Origin of the sequence: Pseudomonas violetae (assembly GCF_023072615.1) — a bacterium.
GTDB lineage: Bacteria > Pseudomonadota > Gammaproteobacteria > Pseudomonadales > Pseudomonadaceae > Aquipseudomonas > Aquipseudomonas violetae.
Genome location: NZ_JAKNRW010000003.1, coordinates 93,217 through 110,988, shown reverse-complemented (window position 1 = coordinate 110,988; position 17,772 = coordinate 93,217). Strand labels below are relative to the sequence as shown.

15 protein-coding genes and 2 tRNA genes are annotated in these 17,772 nt (G+C 59.2%); 12 read left to right on the top strand and 5 right to left on the bottom strand.

The features are described 5' to 3' along the window. Positions 1-11 precede the first annotated feature (11 nt). The gene (locus tag L9059_RS04835) at positions 12-965 is read left to right on the top strand and encodes a hypothetical protein (RefSeq protein WP_247288621.1); all 954 of its coding nucleotides are present in this window, start codon (positions 12-14) and stop codon (positions 963-965) included. 132 nt (positions 966-1,097) lie between these two features. Here L9059_RS04835 and dinB read toward each other — a convergent pair whose 3' ends face one another. Further along, the gene (gene dinB, locus L9059_RS04830; RefSeq protein ID WP_247288619.1) at positions 1,098-2,159 is read right to left on the bottom strand and encodes a DNA polymerase IV; all 1,062 of its coding nucleotides are present in this window, start codon (positions 2,157-2,159) and stop codon (positions 1,098-1,100) included. 296 nt (positions 2,160-2,455) lie between these two features. Between dinB and L9059_RS04825 the strand changes: the two genes are divergently transcribed. The 4 genes from L9059_RS04825 to L9059_RS04810 all read left to right on the top strand — a co-directional run bounded on the left by L9059_RS04825 (position 2,456) and on the right by L9059_RS04810 (position 7,068). Then, a tRNA-Met gene (locus L9059_RS04825) sits at positions 2,456-2,532 on the top strand. Between the two features lie 244 nt (positions 2,533-2,776). Continuing rightward, a tRNA-Met gene (locus L9059_RS04820) sits at positions 2,777-2,853 on the top strand. 277 nt (positions 2,854-3,130) lie between these two features. Beyond that, the gene (gene mprF / locus L9059_RS04815; protein WP_247288617.1) at positions 3,131-5,773 is read left to right on the top strand and encodes a bifunctional lysylphosphatidylglycerol flippase/synthetase MprF; all 2,643 of its coding nucleotides are present in this window, start codon (positions 3,131-3,133) and stop codon (positions 5,771-5,773) included. Continuing rightward, on the top strand, positions 5,773-7,068 hold the full coding sequence (locus tag L9059_RS04810; protein ID WP_247288614.1) for a virulence factor family protein: 1,296 nt from the start codon (positions 5,773-5,775) through the stop codon (positions 7,066-7,068). The genes mprF and L9059_RS04810 overlap by 1 nt, the downstream gene beginning before the upstream one ends. A gap of 98 nt (positions 7,069-7,166) precedes the next feature. On the opposite strand, the gene L9059_RS04805 is transcribed toward L9059_RS04810, so the two are convergent. Beyond that, positions 7,167-9,068 (bottom strand): potassium transporter Kup, encoded by a 1,902-nt coding sequence (locus L9059_RS04805; protein WP_247288612.1) that lies wholly within the window; start codon positions 9,066-9,068, stop codon positions 7,167-7,169. Positions 9,069-9,355: 287 nt separating this feature from the next. On the opposite strand from L9059_RS04805, the gene rimO reads away from it, so the two are divergent. The 6 genes from rimO (at position 9,356) to tsaA (ending at position 14,563) form a co-directional block, all read left to right on the top strand. Then, positions 9,356-10,693, top strand: coding sequence for a 30S ribosomal protein S12 methylthiotransferase RimO (gene rimO, locus L9059_RS04800; protein ID WP_247288610.1), 1,338 nt, complete (start codon positions 9,356-9,358; stop codon positions 10,691-10,693). A 110-nt stretch (positions 10,694-10,803) separates the two neighbouring features. After that, positions 10,804-11,277, top strand: a complete 474-nt coding sequence (locus tag L9059_RS04795) for a GNAT family N-acetyltransferase (protein ID WP_247288608.1) — start codon at positions 10,804-10,806, stop codon at positions 11,275-11,277. A gap of 188 nt (positions 11,278-11,465) precedes the next feature. Beyond that, entirely contained in the window at positions 11,466-12,176 is a 711-nt protein-coding gene (locus L9059_RS04790) for an rRNA pseudouridine synthase (protein ID WP_247288606.1), read from the top strand. 73 nt (positions 12,177-12,249) lie between these two features. Continuing rightward, positions 12,250-12,720 carry a YehS family protein gene (locus L9059_RS04785; protein WP_247288604.1) on the top strand — a complete coding sequence of 157 codons (471 nt, stop codon included), beginning with the start codon at positions 12,250-12,252 and terminating at the stop codon, positions 12,718-12,720. A 186-nt stretch (positions 12,721-12,906) separates the two neighbouring features. Beyond that, entirely contained in the window at positions 12,907-13,677 is a 771-nt protein-coding gene (locus tag L9059_RS04780) for an SDR family oxidoreductase (protein ID WP_247288601.1), read from the top strand. 184 nt (positions 13,678-13,861) lie between these two features. Then, positions 13,862-14,563, top strand: a complete 702-nt coding sequence (gene tsaA, locus L9059_RS04775; protein ID WP_247288598.1) for a tRNA (N6-threonylcarbamoyladenosine(37)-N6)-methyltransferase TrmO — start codon at positions 13,862-13,864, stop codon at positions 14,561-14,563. Positions 14,564-14,723: 160 nt separating this feature from the next. On the opposite strand, the gene fpr is transcribed toward tsaA, so the two are convergent. Continuing rightward, positions 14,724-15,503 (bottom strand): ferredoxin-NADP reductase, encoded by a 780-nt coding sequence (gene fpr, locus L9059_RS04770; RefSeq protein ID WP_008054100.1) that lies wholly within the window; start codon positions 15,501-15,503, stop codon positions 14,724-14,726. Between the two features lie 122 nt (positions 15,504-15,625). On the opposite strand from fpr, the gene L9059_RS04765 reads away from it, so the two are divergent. After that, positions 15,626-16,552: a LysR family transcriptional regulator gene (locus L9059_RS04765; protein WP_247288597.1), complete on the top strand. Its 927-nt coding sequence runs from the start codon at positions 15,626-15,628 to the stop codon at positions 16,550-16,552. Here L9059_RS04765 and L9059_RS04760 read toward each other — a convergent pair. Both L9059_RS04760 and erdR read right to left on the bottom strand, forming a co-directional pair. After that, positions 16,549-16,911, bottom strand: a complete 363-nt coding sequence (locus tag L9059_RS04760) for a diacylglycerol kinase (protein ID WP_247288596.1) — start codon at positions 16,909-16,911, stop codon at positions 16,549-16,551. The two genes, L9059_RS04765 and L9059_RS04760, sit on opposite strands and share 4 nt — an antisense overlap. 75 nt (positions 16,912-16,986) lie before the next feature. Then, the gene (gene erdR / locus L9059_RS04755; protein ID WP_247288595.1) at positions 16,987-17,637 is read right to left on the bottom strand and encodes a response regulator transcription factor ErdR; all 651 of its coding nucleotides are present in this window, start codon (positions 17,635-17,637) and stop codon (positions 16,987-16,989) included. Positions 17,638-17,772 lie beyond the last annotated feature (135 nt).

Sequence of the window (17,772 nt, the reverse complement as noted above, 5' to 3'; positions counted from 1 at the left end):
ATAGAGAAGTCATGTTCAAGCGAAACACCTTAGGCCTCGGTGGTGCCGCCCTGTGCGGCACCCTGCTGGTCAGCGGCTGTGCCAATCAAATGTCACAACGCAGCGAGCACGAGGAACGTGTCGAGCGCAAATTGCTCGATCACAGCCTGCAGGTCGATGTCGGCGAGCCCAAGGTGCTTGAGCTGCCGCAACGCCGGGTGAAAATCCAAGAGCAGAAAACCTTCGAAGTCACTGAGTTCGAGGTCACTCGCCACTACGACCGCTACACGCCCTACCAACCCTGGCGGGAGGCTTACGAGATTCCTCTGGGCGCCGTCGCCGTGGTGGCCGGTGTCGGCGCGAACGTGGTCAATGTGTTTGCCTTGGGCAGTCTGCCAGACAGCGTGACCAAGGACTGGCTGAGCTACGGTTTCGCCGGGCTCAATCCGTTCATGAACGTGCAATCCCACGGTCGTGCACAGCAGAATCTGGCGGGTATCGACGAAGTTCAGCTCGACAAGCGCACCGAGTACTCAAGCCTGCCTTGGAGCGAGCGCCCGGTGCAGGTCAAGGCCGGCAAGGAAACGTTCGAGCTGACTACCGACAAGAATGGCGTGCTGCGCCTGAATCTTCTGGACAGCCCGTTCGCCGAACATGACATCAATCATCTGACCCGCTTGTTGATCAGTGTCGCGGACGGCCAGGACGAGGTGCACGTCAATACATCCCTGGCCGTCAGCAGTTCGCTGCGCGGCAAGCTGCTCGAAGCCCACGGCCTGATCTACGACGACCTCGAAGACGACGAAGTGAGCCAGTGGGTGCACCGGGTCAAACGACTGTCGGAGCTGGGACTGGAAGAAGAAGCCACGGAACTTGAACAGAGTCTGATCGAACTGACTCGTAATGATCCGGAACTTCAGACCCAATTCCTCAAGTCCTTGACCAAGGATGCCGGGCGACTGGTGGCGGATCCCGGACCGAATTAAGGCCTCTTAAAAGCTTCGCGAGCAAGCCCGCTCCCACAGCGACCGAGTTGTTAAGGCAAATGCGGTCAACTGTGGGAGCGGTCTTGCTCGCGAAGGCAACATGACATTAACCACAACCTCAAAACCTTGCCGCTACCGCTCAAACAACTCCATCTGCTCAAACCCACCCCGCAAATCCTCCAGTCGCACCCCGACCCCCAACAACCGTACCGGTTTGCCGCCACGATTGAACGCTTGGGTCAGCAGCAGCTGATAACTCCCCAGATCCCGCCCTGCCCCGGCCTGTTCCAGCGTGGTCTGGGTGAAATCATGAAACTTCACTTTGACGAACGGCTTGCCCGGTCGATAGCTACTGTCGATCCGCGCCATGCGCCCGGCCAGCGTCTCCAGCAATTCAGGTAGCTTATCCAGGCAGCTCTGCAGATCCGGCAAATCCACGTCGTAGGTGTTTTCCACACTGATCGACTGACGCCGACTATCGTTGTGCACCAGGCGATCATCGATCCCGCGAGCCAGGTTCCACAAACGCTCGCCAAAGCTGCCGAATTCATGCACCAGCGCCAACTTGTCCCACTCGCGCAGATGCGAACAATCGACAATCCCGAGCCGACCCAGTTTGTCCGCCGTCACCTTGCCTACCCCGTGCAACTTGTTCACCGGCAAGCCACTGACAAAGTCCTCGACCTGGCCCGGGGTGATGACAAACAGCCCGTTGGGCTTCTTCCAGTCGCTGGCGATCTTGGCCAGGAACTTGTTGGGCGCCACCCCAGCCGAGACGGTGATGTGCAACTGGTTCGATACCCGTCGACGGATTTCCTGGGCCACCCGGGTCGCACTGCCACCGAAATGCGTGCTGTCCGACACATCAAGATAGGCTTCATCCAGGGAAAGCGGCTCGATCAGGTCGGTGTAGTCGCGAAAGATCGTGTGAATTTCCTTCGATGCTTCTCTGTACGCATCCATGCGCGGCTTGACGATCGTCAGGTCTGGACACAGCTTCAGCGCGTGCCCAGAGGACATGGCCGAACGCACACCAAAGGCCCGAGCCTCGTAGTTACACGTCGCGATCACCCCCCGCCGATCCGCAGAGCCGCCCACGGCCAGGGGTTTACCGGCCAGCCGCGGATCGTCACGCATCTCGATGGCGGCATAGAAGCAGTCACAATCGACGTGGATGATTTTTCGCTGAGTCATAGAGAAGCGGGATTCATTGTACGAATAAGGATTTTAGCGAGTCAGATCAGCAGTATCTCATCGACACCTGTATATAGCACCAGTAGTAGGTATCTTCTTTCTCAAGCGCAGGAAAAAAGATGAATTTGTTTTCTCAATCGAAAAGCTCCTACCAATAGAGCTACAACCCTTGCCACGCCTGAGCTGCAGCCATTTTCGCCGCTTCGTTTTTGCGCTAAGCGATTGAACATGAACAGTTTTCCGCGTGATTGACGGTTGACAGCCCCGCCATCCTCTGTAGAATGCCGACACACAGACGCGGGATGGAGCAGTCTGGTAGCTCGTCGGGCTCATAACCCGAAGGTCGTCGGTTCAAATCCGGCTCCCGCAACCAAACATCAAAAAAGGCTACTCGAAAGAGTGGCCTTTTTTGTGCGCGCCTGTTTTGTACCTATTAGCCTATTAGATAGAAGCGAAATAGATCGTCGCACTCAGGACCACCGAAAAACAGAAATCGTTCTGATTCCGAAACTTAGCGCTGCTTTGGCGCCGACCATCACTCTTTTACGCTTATTTGGCTTGTTTCAGGATTAACGGTTGACACCTCGTCGTTCCTCTGTAGAATGCCGCCACACAGACGCGGGATGGAGCAGTCTGGTAGCTCGTCGGGCTCATAACCCGAAGGTCGTCGGTTCAAATCCGGCTCCCGCAACCAAACATCAAAAAAGGCTACTCGAAAGAGTGGCCTTTTTTGTATCTGTCGAAAAAGTCCTTTCGCAACAATGATCTGCCACCCTGTGGCGGACTGATTGGTATCACAGGAACCTTGAGTTCGGTCTATGCTGGTCCCAGGCTTTCATTGCACCGGCCGAAGGCGTGCCTTCACCTGATGAGGGTGAGTGGCGTTAATATTTGTGATTATTTTTTTCTACAGGGATTGGTAACTTGGCTGGATACCTCCATCCTGTCGCGCACAATCCAAGAGGTGATTGATGCGCGCCAAATCGTCTGATCCACAAGACTCCGTCACAGCGACACAACCTATCAAGCCCGGGCGTTTACGCCTGCTGGACCTGGTCAGCAAATACCGCCAACCGATCGGCCTGGCAGTGACATTGCTGCTGTTCGCCATCGCGCTGATTGCCTGTCGTCACCTGTTGAGCGAGCTGGACCTGGATGCTCTGCACGACTCCATTTTCGAAGTACCAAAACCTGCCTTGCTCGGTGCACTGGCGGCGACGGTGGTCGGCTTCATTATTCTGTTGGGCTATGAATGGTCCGCCAGCCGCTACGCCGGCGTGAAACTGGCGCCGCGTATTCTCGCCCTGGGTGGTTTCACCGCATTTGCGATTGGCAACGCCATCGGCCTGTCGATGCTCTCCGGCGGCTCGGTGCGTTACCGTCTATATGCACGGCATGGTCTGGGTGCGACGGAAGTCGCGCGCATGACGCTGTTCGCCAGCCTCTCGCTTGGCTGCGCCCTGCCACCCCTTGCGGCGCTGGCCACCCTCAGCGACCTGTCAGAGGCCGCCACCGCCCTGGGTTTGTCCGAGCTATTACTGGGTAGCATCGCCGTTGCCGTGTTGCTGCTGTTCAGCGTGCTGGCCATCGGCATCTATCGCCGCCGCCTACCGGAACAACCTTATCGGGATAACCTGCTGGTCAAGGCCGGGCGGCGCACCTTGCGTCTGCCGGGGCGGCGCCTAACCTTCCTGCAACTGATCATCACCGCACTGGACGTAGCCGCCGCAGCGACCGTGCTGTACCTGTTGTTGCCGGAAGCCCCGCCCTTCGGCGCCTTCCTGCTGGTGTACCTGCTGGCGCTGGCGGCCGGGGTGCTCAGCCATGTGCCCGGCGGGGTCGGGGTATTCGAAGCGATCCTGCTCGCCGCCTTCGCCGACAAACTCGGTGCCGCGCCGCTGGCCGCCGCACTGCTGCTTTATCGACTGATCTATGTGGTGCTGCCATTGCTGGTGGCTTGCGTTTTCCTGCTGATCAACGAGGGGCAGCGCCTGTTTCAATCCCGTCAGTCCCTGCGCGCCGCGTCCGGCCTGGCCGCGCCGATCCTCGCGGTGCTGGTGTTCCTGTCCGGCGTAGTGCTGCTGTTCTCTGGAGTAACGCCGGAAATCGACACCCGCCTGGAGCACATTGGCTTTCTGATCCCCCATCGTCTGGTCGACGCCTCGCACTTCGGCGCCAGCCTGATCGGCGTGCTGTGCCTGCTGCTGGCCCAGGGCCTACGCCGTCGTCTGTCGGCGGCCTGGATGCTGACGACCATTCTTTTGCTGGTAGGCGCCCTGCTCTCCCTGCTCAAGGGCTTTGACTGGGAAGAAGCCTGCCTGTTGACCCTGACCGCCAGCCTCCTGGCCATATTCCGTCGCTCGTTCTATCGGCCGAGCCGCTTGACCGAACTGCCGTTCTCGCCGCTGTACCTGGTGTCGAGCCTGTGCGTCCTCGGTGCGTCCATCTGGCTGCTGCTGTTTGCCTATCAGGATGTGCCTTACAGCCATCAACTCTGGTGGCAGTTCACCCTTGACGCCGACGCTCCCCGAGGGCTGCGCTCGTTGCTCGGCGCCGCCGTATTGTTGGTGGTGGTATCCCTGACCTGGCTGTTGCGCACCGCACGCCCGGTGATCCACTTGCCCACGCCTGATGAGCTGGAGCGGGCGGTGAAGATCCTCATGGCTTCCGCCCAGCCGGACGGTGGCCTGGCGCTGACGGGTGACAAGGCGCTGCTGTTCCACCCTGACGAGCAGGCGTTCCTGATGTACGCCCGCCGTGGCCGCAGCCTGGTGGCCTTGTACGACCCGATCGGGCCAGCCCAGCAACGGGCGGAGATGATCTGGCAGTTCCGCGACCTGTGCGACATTCACCACGCCCGGCCCGTGTTCTATCAGGTACGCGCCGAGAACCTGCCGTACTACATGGACATCGGCCTGACCGCGATCAAGCTGGGCGAGGAAGCCCGGGTCGATCTGCAGCGCTTCGACCTGGAAGCCAAGGGCAAGGAGATGAAGGACCTGCGCTACACCTGGAACCGCGGCACCCGCGATGGCCTGTCGTTGGAGATCTTCGAACCTGGGCAGGCACCGATGGACGAGCTCAAGGTGATCTCCGATGCCTGGCTGAACGGCAAGAATGTTCGCGAGAAAGGCTTCTCCCTCGGCCGTTTCAGCGAGGACTATCTCAAGCATTTCCGCATCGCGGTGATCCGCTTCGAAGGCCGTCCGGTGGCATTCGCCAATCTGCTCGAGACATTCGGCCACGACCTGGCTAGCCTCGACCTGATGCGCGCGCACCCTGAAGCGCCAAAGCTGACTATGGAGTTCATGATGGTCGGCTTGATTCAACATTATAAGACTCACGGATACGCGCGCTTCAGCCTGGGCATGGTGCCGCTATCGGGGTTGCAACCCCGTCGCGGCGCACCACTGACCCAGCGCCTGGGTTCGATGGTCTTCCGCCGTGGTGAGCAGCTCTACAATTTCCAAGGTTTGCGCCGCTTCAAAGACAAGTTCCAGCCTGACTGGGAACCCCGTTATATGGCCGTTCCCGCCGGACTCGATCCGCTGGTGGCCCTGGCCGACACTGCCGCCCTGATTGCGGGCGGCTTGACTGGATTGGTGAAACGCTGATGATTCAACGCTCCCTGCGGTATGTACTGGCCACACTGGTAGTGCTGGTCCTGATTCTCGGTGGTGGTTACTGGTACCTCAAGCGCCCGGCCCCGGAACCGGCACTTGAATTGCTCAAGCCGGCTGACGGCGCGGCGATGACCCGGGTCATTCCCGGCACCACACCCCGTGCCCAGGTGCTGGTCGCGGTGAATGAAGAACAAAAACTCAGCGACAAACAATTGCTGACCCTGAGCCGCACCGGTTCGGCACAGATCGTCCAGGTGATCCTGCCCAAAGACTGCCTACTGCAAAGTCGCGCGTTGCAATCGGGCCTGCGGGAACTCCACGGTCCGGCGACCCTGGTCAGCGGCATCGGCCCCGGTGCCGTGCTGGCGTGGCGCTGGTTGTCCGAGCAGAAAGATGACAAGGCCCAGGCCGTCTCGGTGGACCTGGCCCTGGAAAAACCCGGTTGCACCCACCTGCTGCCAAAAAGCGCAGCGCACGGCCGATGGCTGGCAGCCTGGAACGATAACCCGGACGACACCAGCGCCGGCTTCGTACGCGACCAGCCCAATGCCGAAACTAGCATCAGCGACTACGACATCAACCTGCCGCAGGTACTGAATAACGAGTTGCGCAAGATCCTGGTCGGCGGCGACAAGGCCGCTGGTGGCCTGCAGATCCCGGTAGTCGAAGTACCGGCAGGTCAGGCCAAGGACACTGTCACCTTGTTCCTCTCCGGTGACGGCGGCTGGCGCGACCTCGATCGCGACGTAGCAGGCGAGATGGCGAAAATCGGTTACCCGGTCGTCGGCATCGACACCCTGCGCTACTACTGGCAGCACAAGAGCCCCGAACAAAGCGCGCTGGATCTGGCCGAACTGATGCAGCACTACCGGCAAAAATGGGGTACCAAGCGCTTCGTCCTGACCGGCTACTCATTCGGCGCCGATGTCCTGCCAGCGATTTACAACCGCCTGGAACCTGCCGAGCAGCAGCGCGTCGACGCTATCATCCTGCTGGCCTTCGCCCGCACCGGCAGCTTCGAGATCGAAGTCGAAGGCTGGCTGGGCAACGCCGGCAAGGAAGCCGCCACCGGCCCGGAAATGGCCAAGCTGCCACCAGAGAAAGTGGTGTGCATCTACGGTGAAGAGGAGGCCGATGAAAGCGGCTGCACCGACAAGACGGCCGTGGGTGAAGCACTGAAGCTTCCGGGCGGGCATCACTTTGATGAGAACTATCCGAAGCTGGCGCAGCAGTTGGTGGACGTGATCGAGAAGCGCCAGAACAAGGACAAGGTGGCTGAGGAGTGATCTGACACGCCCCACAAAAAAGCCCCCGCTATCTCACGGTAGCGGGGGCTTTTTCATTTGTACCCAATCCCTGTGGGAGCGGGCTTTCGTAATTTCCCCTACATCTCCACCTGCGTCCCCAACTCAATCACCCGATTCAACGGCAGATTGAAAAACCGCAAGTTGCCGTTGGCGTTCTGCAACATGAACGCGAACAGCGCCTCGCGCCAGCGGGCCATGCCTTCGAGTTTGGAGGCAATGACCGTCTCGCGGCTGAGGAAGTAGGTGGTACGCATCGGACTGAAGTCGAGGTCATCGAGATGGCACAGCTTCAGCGCTTGCGGCACGTCAGGCTCGTCGACGAAACCGAAGTGCAGGATGACCCGAAAGAACCCCTCGCCGTGGGACTCCACCTCAAAGCGCCGATTCGGCGGCACCCGCGGGATGTCTTCGTATACCACGGTCAGCAGCACCACTTGCTCATGCAGCACCTGGTTGTGCAGCAGGTTGTGCAACAGCGCATGGGGCACAGCGTCGGGGCGGGCGGTCAGGAACACGGCAGTGCCCTGGACCCGGTGCGGTGGCTGGACGCTGATGCTGCTGATAAAGATCGGCAGCGGCAAACCGCCCTCGTCCAGGCGTTCGGCCAGCAACTGTTTGCCGCGCTTCCAGGTGGTCATCAGCACGAATAGCGCGATACCGGCAATCACCGGAAACGCCCCGCCCTGGAGGATCTTCGGCACGTTGGCCGCGAAGTACAGGCCATCCACCAGGAGGAAGCCAAGCAACACCGGTACGGCGAGCACCGGTGGCCACTTCCACAGTAGCAGCATCACCGCCGACACCAGAATGGTCGTCATCAACATGGTGCCGGTTACGGCCACGCCATAAGCGGAGGCCAGCGCGCCGGAGGAACCGAAGCCCAGCACCAGCAGGATCACGCCGACCATCAGCGACCAGTTCACCGCGCCAATGTAGATCTGGCCCTGTTCGGCACTGGAGGTGTGCTGGATGTGCATGCGCGGGATGTAACCCAGCTGGATCGCCTGGCGCGTCAAGGAGAACGCCCCGGAAATAACTGCCTGGGAGGCAATGACGGTCGCCATGGTCGCCAAGCCCACCAAGGGGATCAACGCCCAGCTTGGCGCGAGCAGATAGAAGGGGTTGCGAGCCGCTTCAGGATCGCCGAGCAGCAACGCACCTTGGCCGAAGTAGTTCAGCATCAATGCCGGCAGTACGAGGATGAACCAAGCGCGGGCGATTGGCTTGCGGCCGAAATGCCCCATGTCTGCGTACAACGCTTCAGCACCGGTCAATGCCAGCACCACGGCGCCCAGGATCGCGACGCCTACACCCGGATGCATGACAAAGAATCGCACGCCCCATACCGGGTTCATCGCCTGCAACACCTCGGGGTGCTGCAGGATGCCGTAGACGCCCAAGGCGCCCAGCACCAGGAACCAGGTGACCATGATCGGCCCGAACAGAATACCGATGCGCGCCGTGCCGTGCCGTTGAATCAGGAACAACGCCACCAGTACCACCAATGACAGCGGCACTACCCAGTGGTCAATACCATCGAAGGCCAATCCCAGGCCCTCTATCGCCGACAGCACGGAAATCGCCGGGGTGATCATGCTGTCGCCGTAGAACAGCGCCGCACCGATCAAGCCGCAGACCACCAACAGACTGCGCAACCTGGCATGCCCCGCGGCGGCGCGTCGAGCCAGGGCCGTCAGCGCCATGATCCCACCCTCGCCTTGGTTGTCGGCCCGCAGCACGAACATCATGTATTTTATCGAGACAACCCAAATCAGTGACCAGAAAATCAGCGCCAGGATGCCCAACACCCCGTCATGGCTTACCGGCACACCATAACCACCGGAGAACACTTCTTTAAGGGTGTACAGCGGGCTCGTGCCGATATCGCCGTAAACCACCCCGACCGCCGCGACCAGCATGCCGATCGGTCTTGCTGCCGAATGCTCAGCGCCCGCCGCATGACTACTTGCCTGCCCCATCCAAAACTCCTACTACTCAGACCTGGACTACTGATAAGAAGCACTATGCTTTGCCGGAGCATGCGCTGTTTTACTTCACGTTACAGACGTTTTCTTGACTGTAAAAAATCGGCAAAGCATCGAGGCGCGAAGCATAGCGCAGCACTCGTCGCATTTCCCCGCATAAAGCTGGTCAAGAGCGCGTCCCATCGCTAGAATTGCGCACTTTTTGATCAGAGACGCCATAAAGCGTCCGTCAGCCGCCTCGCCCTTAGCGGGCGCAGGCGTCACAAATACCGAGGTTAGACATGTCCACCACTCCTGCGCCGGCCAATCCAAAGGTTGGCTTCGTATCCCTGGGTTGCCCCAAAGCACTGGTAGATTCCGAGCGCATCCTGACCCAGCTGCGCATGGAAGGTTATGACGTGGTGTCCACTTATCAGGACGCCGACGTGGTGGTGGTCAACACCTGCGGCTTCATTGACTCGGCCAAGGCCGAATCCCTGGAAGTGATCGGCGAAGCCATCAAGGAAAACGGCAAGGTCATCGTGACCGGCTGCATGGGCGTTGAAGAAGGCAACATTCGCAACATTCACCCAAGCGTGCTGTCCGTGACCGGTCCGCAACAGTACGAACAGGTGGTCAACGCCGTGCACGACGCCGTGCCGCCGCGCCAGGACCACAACCCGCTGATCGACCTGGTGCCGCCACAAGGGATCAAGCTGACCCCACGCCACTACGCCTACCTGAAGATTTCCGAAGGCTGCAACCACAGCTGCAGTTTCTGCATCATCCCGTCGATGCGCGGCAAGCTGGTCAGCCGTCCGATCGGTGACGTGCTCGACGAGGCCCAGCGGCTCGTCAAGGCCGGCGTCAAGGAGTTGCTGGTGATCTCGCAAGACACCAGCGCCTACGGCGTCGACGTGAAGTACCGCACCGGCTTCTGGAACGGTGCCCCGGTCAAGACCCGCATGACCGAACTCTGCGAAGCCCTCGGCTCCATGGGCGTCTGGGTCCGCCTGCACTACGTGTACCCGTACCCACACGTCGACGAATTGATCCCGCTGATGGCCGCCGGGAAAATCCTGCCGTACCTGGATATCCCGTTCCAGCATGCCAGCCCGAAAGTCCTGAAATCGATGAAACGCCCGGCCTTCGAAGACAAGACTCTGGCGCGCATCAAGAACTGGCGCGAGATCTGCCCGGACCTGATCATCCGCTCGACCTTTATCGTCGGCTTCCCCGGCGAAACCGAAGAAGACTTCCAGTACCTGCTGAACTGGCTGACCGAAGCCCAGCTCGATCGCGTTGGCTGCTTCCAGTACTCGCCGGTCGATGGCGCCCCGGCCAACGACATGGACCTGGAGATCGTGCCGGACGAGATCAAGCAAGACCGTTGGGACCGCTTCATGGCGCACCAGCAGGCCATCAGCTCGGCTCGCCTGCAAATGCGCGTCGGCCGCGAAATCGAAGTGCTGGTCGATGAAGTCGACGAGCAAGGCGCAGTGGGTCGCTGCTTCTTCGATGCCCCGGAAATCGACGGCAACGTGTTTATCGACAACGGCAGCAACCTGAAGCCGGGCGACAAGGTCTGGTGCAAAGTGACCGACGCCGACGAATACGACCTGTGGGCTGAACAGATCTAAAGCAAAAAATGTAAAAGCCCTGCTCTCCTGACGAGATGCGGGGCTTTTTTACGTCTATCGTTTTGTGAGGAACGGGGTCGTTCCGTTTACTAAGCAAGGGGCAAGGTGCCATGCGCCATCATTCGGTCATCCATACACCGAAACTCAGTGATTACGCAGAACTCACAGAAGTCTGGGAAGCCTCGGTGCGCGCGACCCATGACTTTCTGCCAGAGAGCTACATTGAACTGCTGAAGAATCTGGTGCTGACCCGCTATCTGGATGCAGTCATGCTGATCTGCACCAGGGACGCGCACCAGCACATCACCGGGTTTGCCGGGGTTGCGGGGGGCAAGATCGAAATGCTCTTCATCGACCCCGCTCACCGCGGCCAGGGCCTGGGCAAGCAGTTGTTGTGCTATGCCATAGAGCAACTGAATGCGTATGAACTGGACGTCAACGAACAGAACCCGCTGGCGCTGGGGTTTTATTTCAAGCAGGGCTTCGAGGTAGTCGGTCGCACCGAGCATGACGGGATGGGGCAGCCTTATCCGTTGCTGCATATGCGCTTGCGCCAAGACCAGCAACGCTCACAACACGCCTGACGCCATAAAATCCCTGTGGGAGCTGGCTTGCCAACGATGCAGGCGCTGCGATTTGTCAGATGGACCGCGGTGATGCAATCGCTGGCAAGCCAGCTCCCACGGGAAATTGAACCGTATTGAAATGGACCCGCGATTAACCGGCGCCCAGCAGGTACAATGCCCACCCCCTTTTTTGTTACGGCCCTGTCATGACCGACCCGATTCGTCTCTCCAAACGCCTCATCGAACTCGTCGGCTGCTCCCGTCGGGAGGCTGAGCTGTTCATCGAGGGCGGCTGGGTCACCGTGGACGGTGAAGTCATCGACGAGCCGCAATTCAAGGTAGACACCCAGAAAGTCGAGCTCGATCCAGAAGCCAAGGCGACTGCGCCGGAGCCGGTGACCATTCTGTTCAACGTCCCGGCGGGCATGGACGCGGAAAAAGCCATGGGTACCATCAGCGCCGAGACCCTGAGCGAAGAGCACCGTTTCAGCAAACGTCCGCTCAAGGGCCACTTCCTGCGCCTGACCGCCAGCACCGACCTGCAGGCCAATGCCAGCGGCCTGCTGGTGTTCACCCAGGACTGGAAGATTCTGCGCAAGCTGACTGCCGACTCCGCCAAGATCGAGCAAGAGTACGTAGTGGAGGTTGAAGGCGACATGGTCGCTCACGGGCTTAACCGCCTCAACCACGGCCTGACATACAAAGGCAAAGAGCTGCCAGCGGTGAAGGCCAGCTGGCAGAACGAAAATCGCCTGCGCTTTGCGATGAAGAATCCACAACCAGGCGTGATCGCCCTGTTCTGCCAGGCCGTTGGCCTGAAGGTCGTTGCCATCCGTCGCATCCGCATCGGCGGGGTGTCCATTGGCAAGGTGCCATTGGGGCAATGGCGCTACCTGTCCGGCAAAGAGAAGTTCTAAGGCTTCTCACGCCGCCCTACATTTTGGCGCCGCGATGAGCGGCGCCCACTGCTGAATATCAGGACTGCACACCATGATCCACAATGACGTACTGCGCAGCGTGCGCTACATGCTCGACATCAGCGACAAGAAAGTCATCGAGATTATCAAGCTCGGCGGCATGGACGTCAGCCTGGAAGATTTGCTGACCTACCTCGACAAAAAAGAGGAAGACGAAGAAGGCTTCGTTCGTTGCCCGGATGAAGTCATGGCGCATTTCCTCGATGGCCTGGTGATTTTCAAGCGCGGCAAGGACGACAGCCGTCCTCCGCAGCCGATCGAAACACCGGTGACCAACAACATCATCCTGAAGAAACTGCGTGTGGCCTTCGAGCTGAAGGAAGACGACATGCACGCCATCCTCAAGGCTGCCGAATTCCCGGTGTCCAAGCCCGAGCTGAGCGCGCTGTTTCGCAAGTTCGGCCACACCAACTACCGCACGTGCGGCGACCAATTGCTGCGCAACTTCCTCAAGGGCCTGACCCTGCGCGTTCGCCCGCAGTAATCGCGATGGGTGCCTGTGGGAGCATAGCTTGCTCGCGCACGATGGCGTTTCGACAAACGCCATCGCGACCAAGCCGACTCCTACAATGGTCGTTCTATATGCCCCCCCATTCCGCGCAAAAATAATGGCTCTGCTTCCCGCAGCTGACGTCTAGGGTGTACTGACCCTCAGCCCTCAGGATTCGCCATGCCCCCCTACTTCTCCCTGCAAGGCCGCACCGCGCTGGTGACCGGCGGCACCCGTGGTATCGGCAAAATGATCGCCAAGGCCTACGTCGAGGCCGGCGCGACCGTGTACGTCTGCGCACGGGATGCCGAAGCCTGCCAGCAAACGGCTGACGAATTGAGCGCCTTCGGTCATTGCCATGGCGTGGCAGCCAACCTGGCCACCGAAGAAGGCGTACTGCAACTGGCCAAACGCCTGGGCGAACAGCTCACGCATCTCGACATTCTGGTGAACAACGCCGGCACCACCTGGGGCGCGCCGCTGGAAAGCTACCCGATCAAGGGCTGGGAAAAGGTCATGCAGCTCAACGTGACCTCGGTGTTCAACTGCATCCAGCAATTCCTGCCACTGCTGCGCAAGGCGGGCTCGGCAGCGAGCCCGGCACGGATCATCAACATTGGCTCGGTAGCCGCGATTTCCTCATTCGGTGAACAAGCTTATGCCTATGGACCGAGCAAGGCGGCCCTCCATCAACTGTCGCGGATTCTCGCCCGGGAGTTGGTAAGCCAGCACATCAACGTCAACGTGATCGCTCCGGGCCGTTTCCCAAGCAAAATGACCCAGCATATTGGCAATGATGAGCAGGCACTGGCCGAGGATACGGCGTTGATTCCGATGAAGCGCTGGGGTCGGGAGGAAGAAATGGCGGCATTGGCGATCAGCCTGGCGAGCACGGCGGGGGCTTATATGACGGGCAATATCATTCCTCTTGATGGCGGGTTCAGTCTCTGAAATCGGCGACGCGGCTTTCGCGAGCAAGCCCCCTCCCACAGGTTCTGTGGCGTACACAAAACTAGTGTTCGCTCTAGAACCCTGCGGGAGCGGGCTTGCTCGCGAAGGCTCCCTACCGGTCAACACCGATTTCAGGGGCGATCGGGTTATCATGCCCACCCCAACTCCGCCTTGACTCCACTCCATGACCTACAGCGTTTCCCCTATCGGCTTCGTGCGCTCCTGCTTCAAGGAAAAGTTCGCCATCCCGCGCCAACCCCAGCTGGCTCCCGCCGCACGCGGCGTACTGGAGTTAGTCGCGCCATTTGATCAGGGCGATGCCGTACAGGGCCTGGAGCAGGTCAGCCATGTGTGGCTGCTGTTCCTGTTTCACCAGGCGCTGGAAGACAAGCCACGACTGAAAGTCCGCCCGCCTCGCCTCGGCGGCAACAAATCCATGGGAGTATTCGCCACTCGCGCAACACATCGTCCCAATGGCATTGGCCAGTCAGTCGTCAGGCTGGACAAAGTCGAAGCCAATCGCCTGTGGATATCCGGCATCGATTTGCTCGATGGCACGCCGATCCTGGACATAAAACCTTACGTGCCTTACGCCGACATCATCGACACCGCCTCCAACAGCATCGCCAGCGCTGCGCCGCAGTTGATTCCCGTGCAGTGGAAGGATTCGGCGCTGCAGCAGGCCCAAGGCCACGCTCAGCGGCTTGAGGAACCCCTGGTCGAGCTTATCGAACAGTGTCTCGCGCAAGATCCACGCCCGGCGTACCAGACACCTGCGCCAGAACGTGAATATGGCGCGCAGTTCTGGGATGTGGATGTGCGCTGGCATTACCCCGAAGCGGGCGTGATCCGCGTGCTCGAAGTCGTTTCCGTATCCAACTTGTAGGAGCTGGCGAAGACTGCAATCTTTTGACCTTGATCTTCTTTCCCGAATTTCAAGATCAAAAGATCGCAACCTTCGGCAGCTACTACCTGAAATATATCGGACATAAAAATGCCCCCATTGCCTGAGCAGGCGATGGGGGCATTCTAGTGCTGCGAATTGCTTATTTTTCGACGAACGCACGCTCGATCAGGTAATCACCCGGCTCACGCATCCGTGGCGAAACTTTCAGGCCGAAGCTGTTCAACACTTCGCTAGTCTCGTCGAGCATGCTCGGGCTGCCACACAGCATGGCGCGGTCGTCCTGCGGGTTGATCGGTGGCAGGCCGATATCGCTGAACAGCTTGCCGCTGCGCATCAGGTCGGTCAGGCGACCTTCGTTCTCGAACGGCTCGCGGGTGACCGTCGGGTAGTAGATCAACTTGTCACGCAGGGCATCGCCGAAAAACTCGTTCTGCGGCAAATGCTCGGTGATGAATTCGCGGTAAGCAACTTCGTTGACGTAACGCACGCCGTGGCACAGGATCACTTTTTCGAAACGCTCGTAGGTTTCCGGATCCTGGATGACGCTCATGAATGGCGCCAGACCAGTACCAGTGCTGAGCAAGTAAAGGTGTTTACCAGGTTTCAGGTCGTCCAGTACCAGCGTGCCGGTAGGCTTCTTGCTGATGATGATCTCGTCGCCTTCCTTCAAGTGCTGCAACTGGGAAGTCAGCGGACCATCAGGCACCTTGATGCTGAAAAACTCGAGATGCTCTTCCCAATTCGGGCTGGCGATCGAGTAAGCGCGCATGAGCGGCCGGCCGTTGGGCTGTTGCAGGCCGATCATCACGAACTGACCGTTCTCGAAGCGCAGACCCGGGTCGCGGGTGCACTTGAAGCTGAACAGAGTGTCGTTCCAGTGATGAACACTGAGGACACGCTCGTGGTTCATGTTGCTCATGTACGTGGGACTCCTGGAGATTTTGCCTGCGCCTGTGATGTGCGCAATTGCATCGCATTCTAATCGCAGCGACAATATCTGTTAAATGGATTATTAAGATAAGGGTTATCGGTTATATAGATATGCGATTTACTCTCCGTCAACTGCAAGTCTTCGTCGCTGTCGCCCAGCAGGAGAGCGTATCCCGCGCTGCGGGACTGCTCAACCTCTCACAATCGGCGGCAAGCACTTCGATCACCGAACTGGAGCGCCAGTCCAGCTGCCAGCTTTTCGACCGCGCAGGTAAACGGTTGAGCCTCAACGCCCTGGGTAAACAGCTGTTGCCCCAGGCCGTCGCGCTGCTTGATCAGGCCAAGGAAATCGAAGACCTGCTCAACGGCAAGTCCGGTTTCGGCTCCCTGGCAGTCGGCGCAACCCTCACCATCGGCAATTACCTGGCCACCCTGCTGATCGGCAGCTTTATGCAGCGCCATCCGGAAAGCCAAGTAAAGCTGCACGTGCAGAATACTGCCAACATTGTGCAACAAGTCGCGCACTATGAAATTGACCTGGGTCTAATCGAAGGCGACTGCAGCCATCCGGACATCGAAGTGCAGAGCTGGGTCGAGGATGAGTTGGTGGTGTTCTGTGCGCCGCAGCATCCTTTGGCCCTGCGCGGCACGGCGAGTATCGACGAGCTTTCTCAAGAGGCCTGGATTCTGAGGGAACAGGGTTCCGGCACGCGCCTGACGTTTGACCAAGCTATGCGACACCATCGAAGCGCGCTGAATATTCGCCTGGAGCTGGAACACACCGAAGCGATCAAGCGCGCGGTCGAGTCAGGTCTGGGGATTGGCTGCATCTCGCGCCTGGCACTGCGCGATGCATTCCGGCGCGGTAGCCTGGTAGCGGTGGAGACGCCAGATCTGGACCTGGCGCGACAGTTCTATTTCATCTGGCATAAACAGAAATACCAGACCTCGGCGATGCGCGAATTCCTGGACCTGTGCCGCGCTTTCACCGCTGGGGTTCAGCGCAGCGACGAGATCGTCCTGCCCACCATCGCTTAAAGCAGGATCACTGCCCAGACCAGCGCGATCATGGTCAGTGCCACGAACTGGGCGGCGCTGCCCATGTCCTTGGCATTCTTGGACAATGGGTGCAATTCGAGGGAAATGCGGTCAATGGCCGCTTCCACGGCGGAATTGAGCAGCTCGACGATCAGGGCCAGCAGGCAAACGGCGATCAACAACGCCTGTTCCACCCGGCTGACATTCAAAAAGAACGACAGCGGTACCAGAATGACGTTGAGCAACACCAACTGACGGAAAGCGGCCTCGCCGGTGAAGGCGGCGCGCAGTCCATCCAGTGAATAACCCGAAGCATTGAGGATGCGTTTGAGGCCGGTCTGGCCTTTGAAAGGAGACATAGAGTAAGTAACTGCACCAAAAAGGAGTGGGAAAGCTAGACCAGTGGAAGTCAAAAAAGCGTGAACCTGCCGGGCTTAATGGCTCGAAATTGACTCAAGTTGTTGCAAGAGCAACGCCGCCTGGGTGCGAGTACGTACATTCAGTTTGCGAAAGATGGCGGTTACATGGGCCTTGATGGTGGCTTCAGAGACGCTCAGTTCATAAGCGATCTGCTTGTTCAGCAAGCCCTCACAAACCATGGTTAACACACGGAACTGCTGGGGTGTGAGACTTGCCAGGCCCTCACTCGCTGCCTTGGCCTCATCGGAAACGCTGACCGCTTCGAAGGCTTGCGGGGGCCAAAACACATCGCCGTCCAATACCGCCCTGACGGCCTTTTGAATGACACTCAGGTCGCTGGACTTTGGAATGAAGCCACTGGCCCCGAACTCACGAGACTTGACCATGATCGAGGCCTCTTCCTGGGCCGATACCATCACCACCGGGATCTGTGGATATTGCCCACGCAACAGCACCAGGCCGGAAAATCCGTAAGCGCCAGGCATGTTCAAGTCGAGCAGGACCAAATCCCAGTCGGACTTTTCGTCCAACCGTGTCTCCAACTCAGCAATGCTCGCCACCTCCACCAGCCGAACTTCGGGGCCGAGGCCAAGAGTCAACGCCTGATGCAATGCGCTACGAAAAAGTGGGTGGTCATCGGCAATCAGGATTTCGTATGTGGCCATTTTTCAAATGATCCTGTTTTTCAAACAACTCGAGGTACAGCCACAGAGCTGCACCAACAGGGCACGTTCAACACCAATTACAAGATAAAACGGCGTTTCAAACCTTGGCCGCGCCCCAATCGGCGCCAAGCATGC

Excerpts from the sequence above, each read along its gene's own strand:
- L9059_RS04765 (WP_247288597.1), top strand. The coding sequence starts at position 15,626 with ATGCGATTTACTCTCCGTCAACTGCAAGTCTTCGTCGCTGTCGCCCAG.
- mprF (WP_247288617.1), top strand. The coding sequence starts at position 3,131 with ATGCGCGCCAAATCGTCTGATCCACAAGACTCCGTCACAGCGACACAA.
- L9059_RS04760 (WP_247288596.1), bottom strand. The coding sequence starts at position 16,911 with ATGTCTCCTTTCAAAGGCCAGACCGGCCTCAAACGCATCCTCAATGCT.
- L9059_RS04810 (WP_247288614.1), top strand. The coding sequence starts at position 5,773 with ATGATTCAACGCTCCCTGCGGTATGTACTGGCCACACTGGTAGTGCTG.
- L9059_RS04795 (WP_247288608.1), top strand. The coding sequence starts at position 10,804 with ATGCGCCATCATTCGGTCATCCATACACCGAAACTCAGTGATTACGCA.
- dinB (WP_247288619.1), bottom strand. The coding sequence starts at position 2,159 with ATGACTCAGCGAAAAATCATCCACGTCGATTGTGACTGCTTCTATGCC.
- L9059_RS04780 (WP_247288601.1), top strand. The coding sequence starts at position 12,907 with ATGCCCCCCTACTTCTCCCTGCAAGGCCGCACCGCGCTGGTGACCGGC.
- L9059_RS04785 (WP_247288604.1), top strand. The coding sequence starts at position 12,250 with ATGATCCACAATGACGTACTGCGCAGCGTGCGCTACATGCTCGACATC.
- L9059_RS04835 (WP_247288621.1), top strand. The coding sequence starts at position 12 with ATGTTCAAGCGAAACACCTTAGGCCTCGGTGGTGCCGCCCTGTGCGGC.
- tsaA (WP_247288598.1), top strand. The coding sequence starts at position 13,862 with ATGACCTACAGCGTTTCCCCTATCGGCTTCGTGCGCTCCTGCTTCAAG.
- L9059_RS04790 (WP_247288606.1), top strand. The coding sequence starts at position 11,466 with ATGACCGACCCGATTCGTCTCTCCAAACGCCTCATCGAACTCGTCGGC.
- L9059_RS04805 (WP_247288612.1), bottom strand. The coding sequence starts at position 9,068 with ATGGGGCAGGCAAGTAGTCATGCGGCGGGCGCTGAGCATTCGGCAGCA.
- erdR (WP_247288595.1), bottom strand. The coding sequence starts at position 17,637 with ATGGCCACATACGAAATCCTGATTGCCGATGACCACCCACTTTTTCGT.
- rimO (WP_247288610.1), top strand. The coding sequence starts at position 9,356 with ATGTCCACCACTCCTGCGCCGGCCAATCCAAAGGTTGGCTTCGTATCC.
- fpr (WP_008054100.1), bottom strand. The coding sequence starts at position 15,503 with ATGAGCAACATGAACCACGAGCGTGTCCTCAGTGTTCATCACTGGAAC.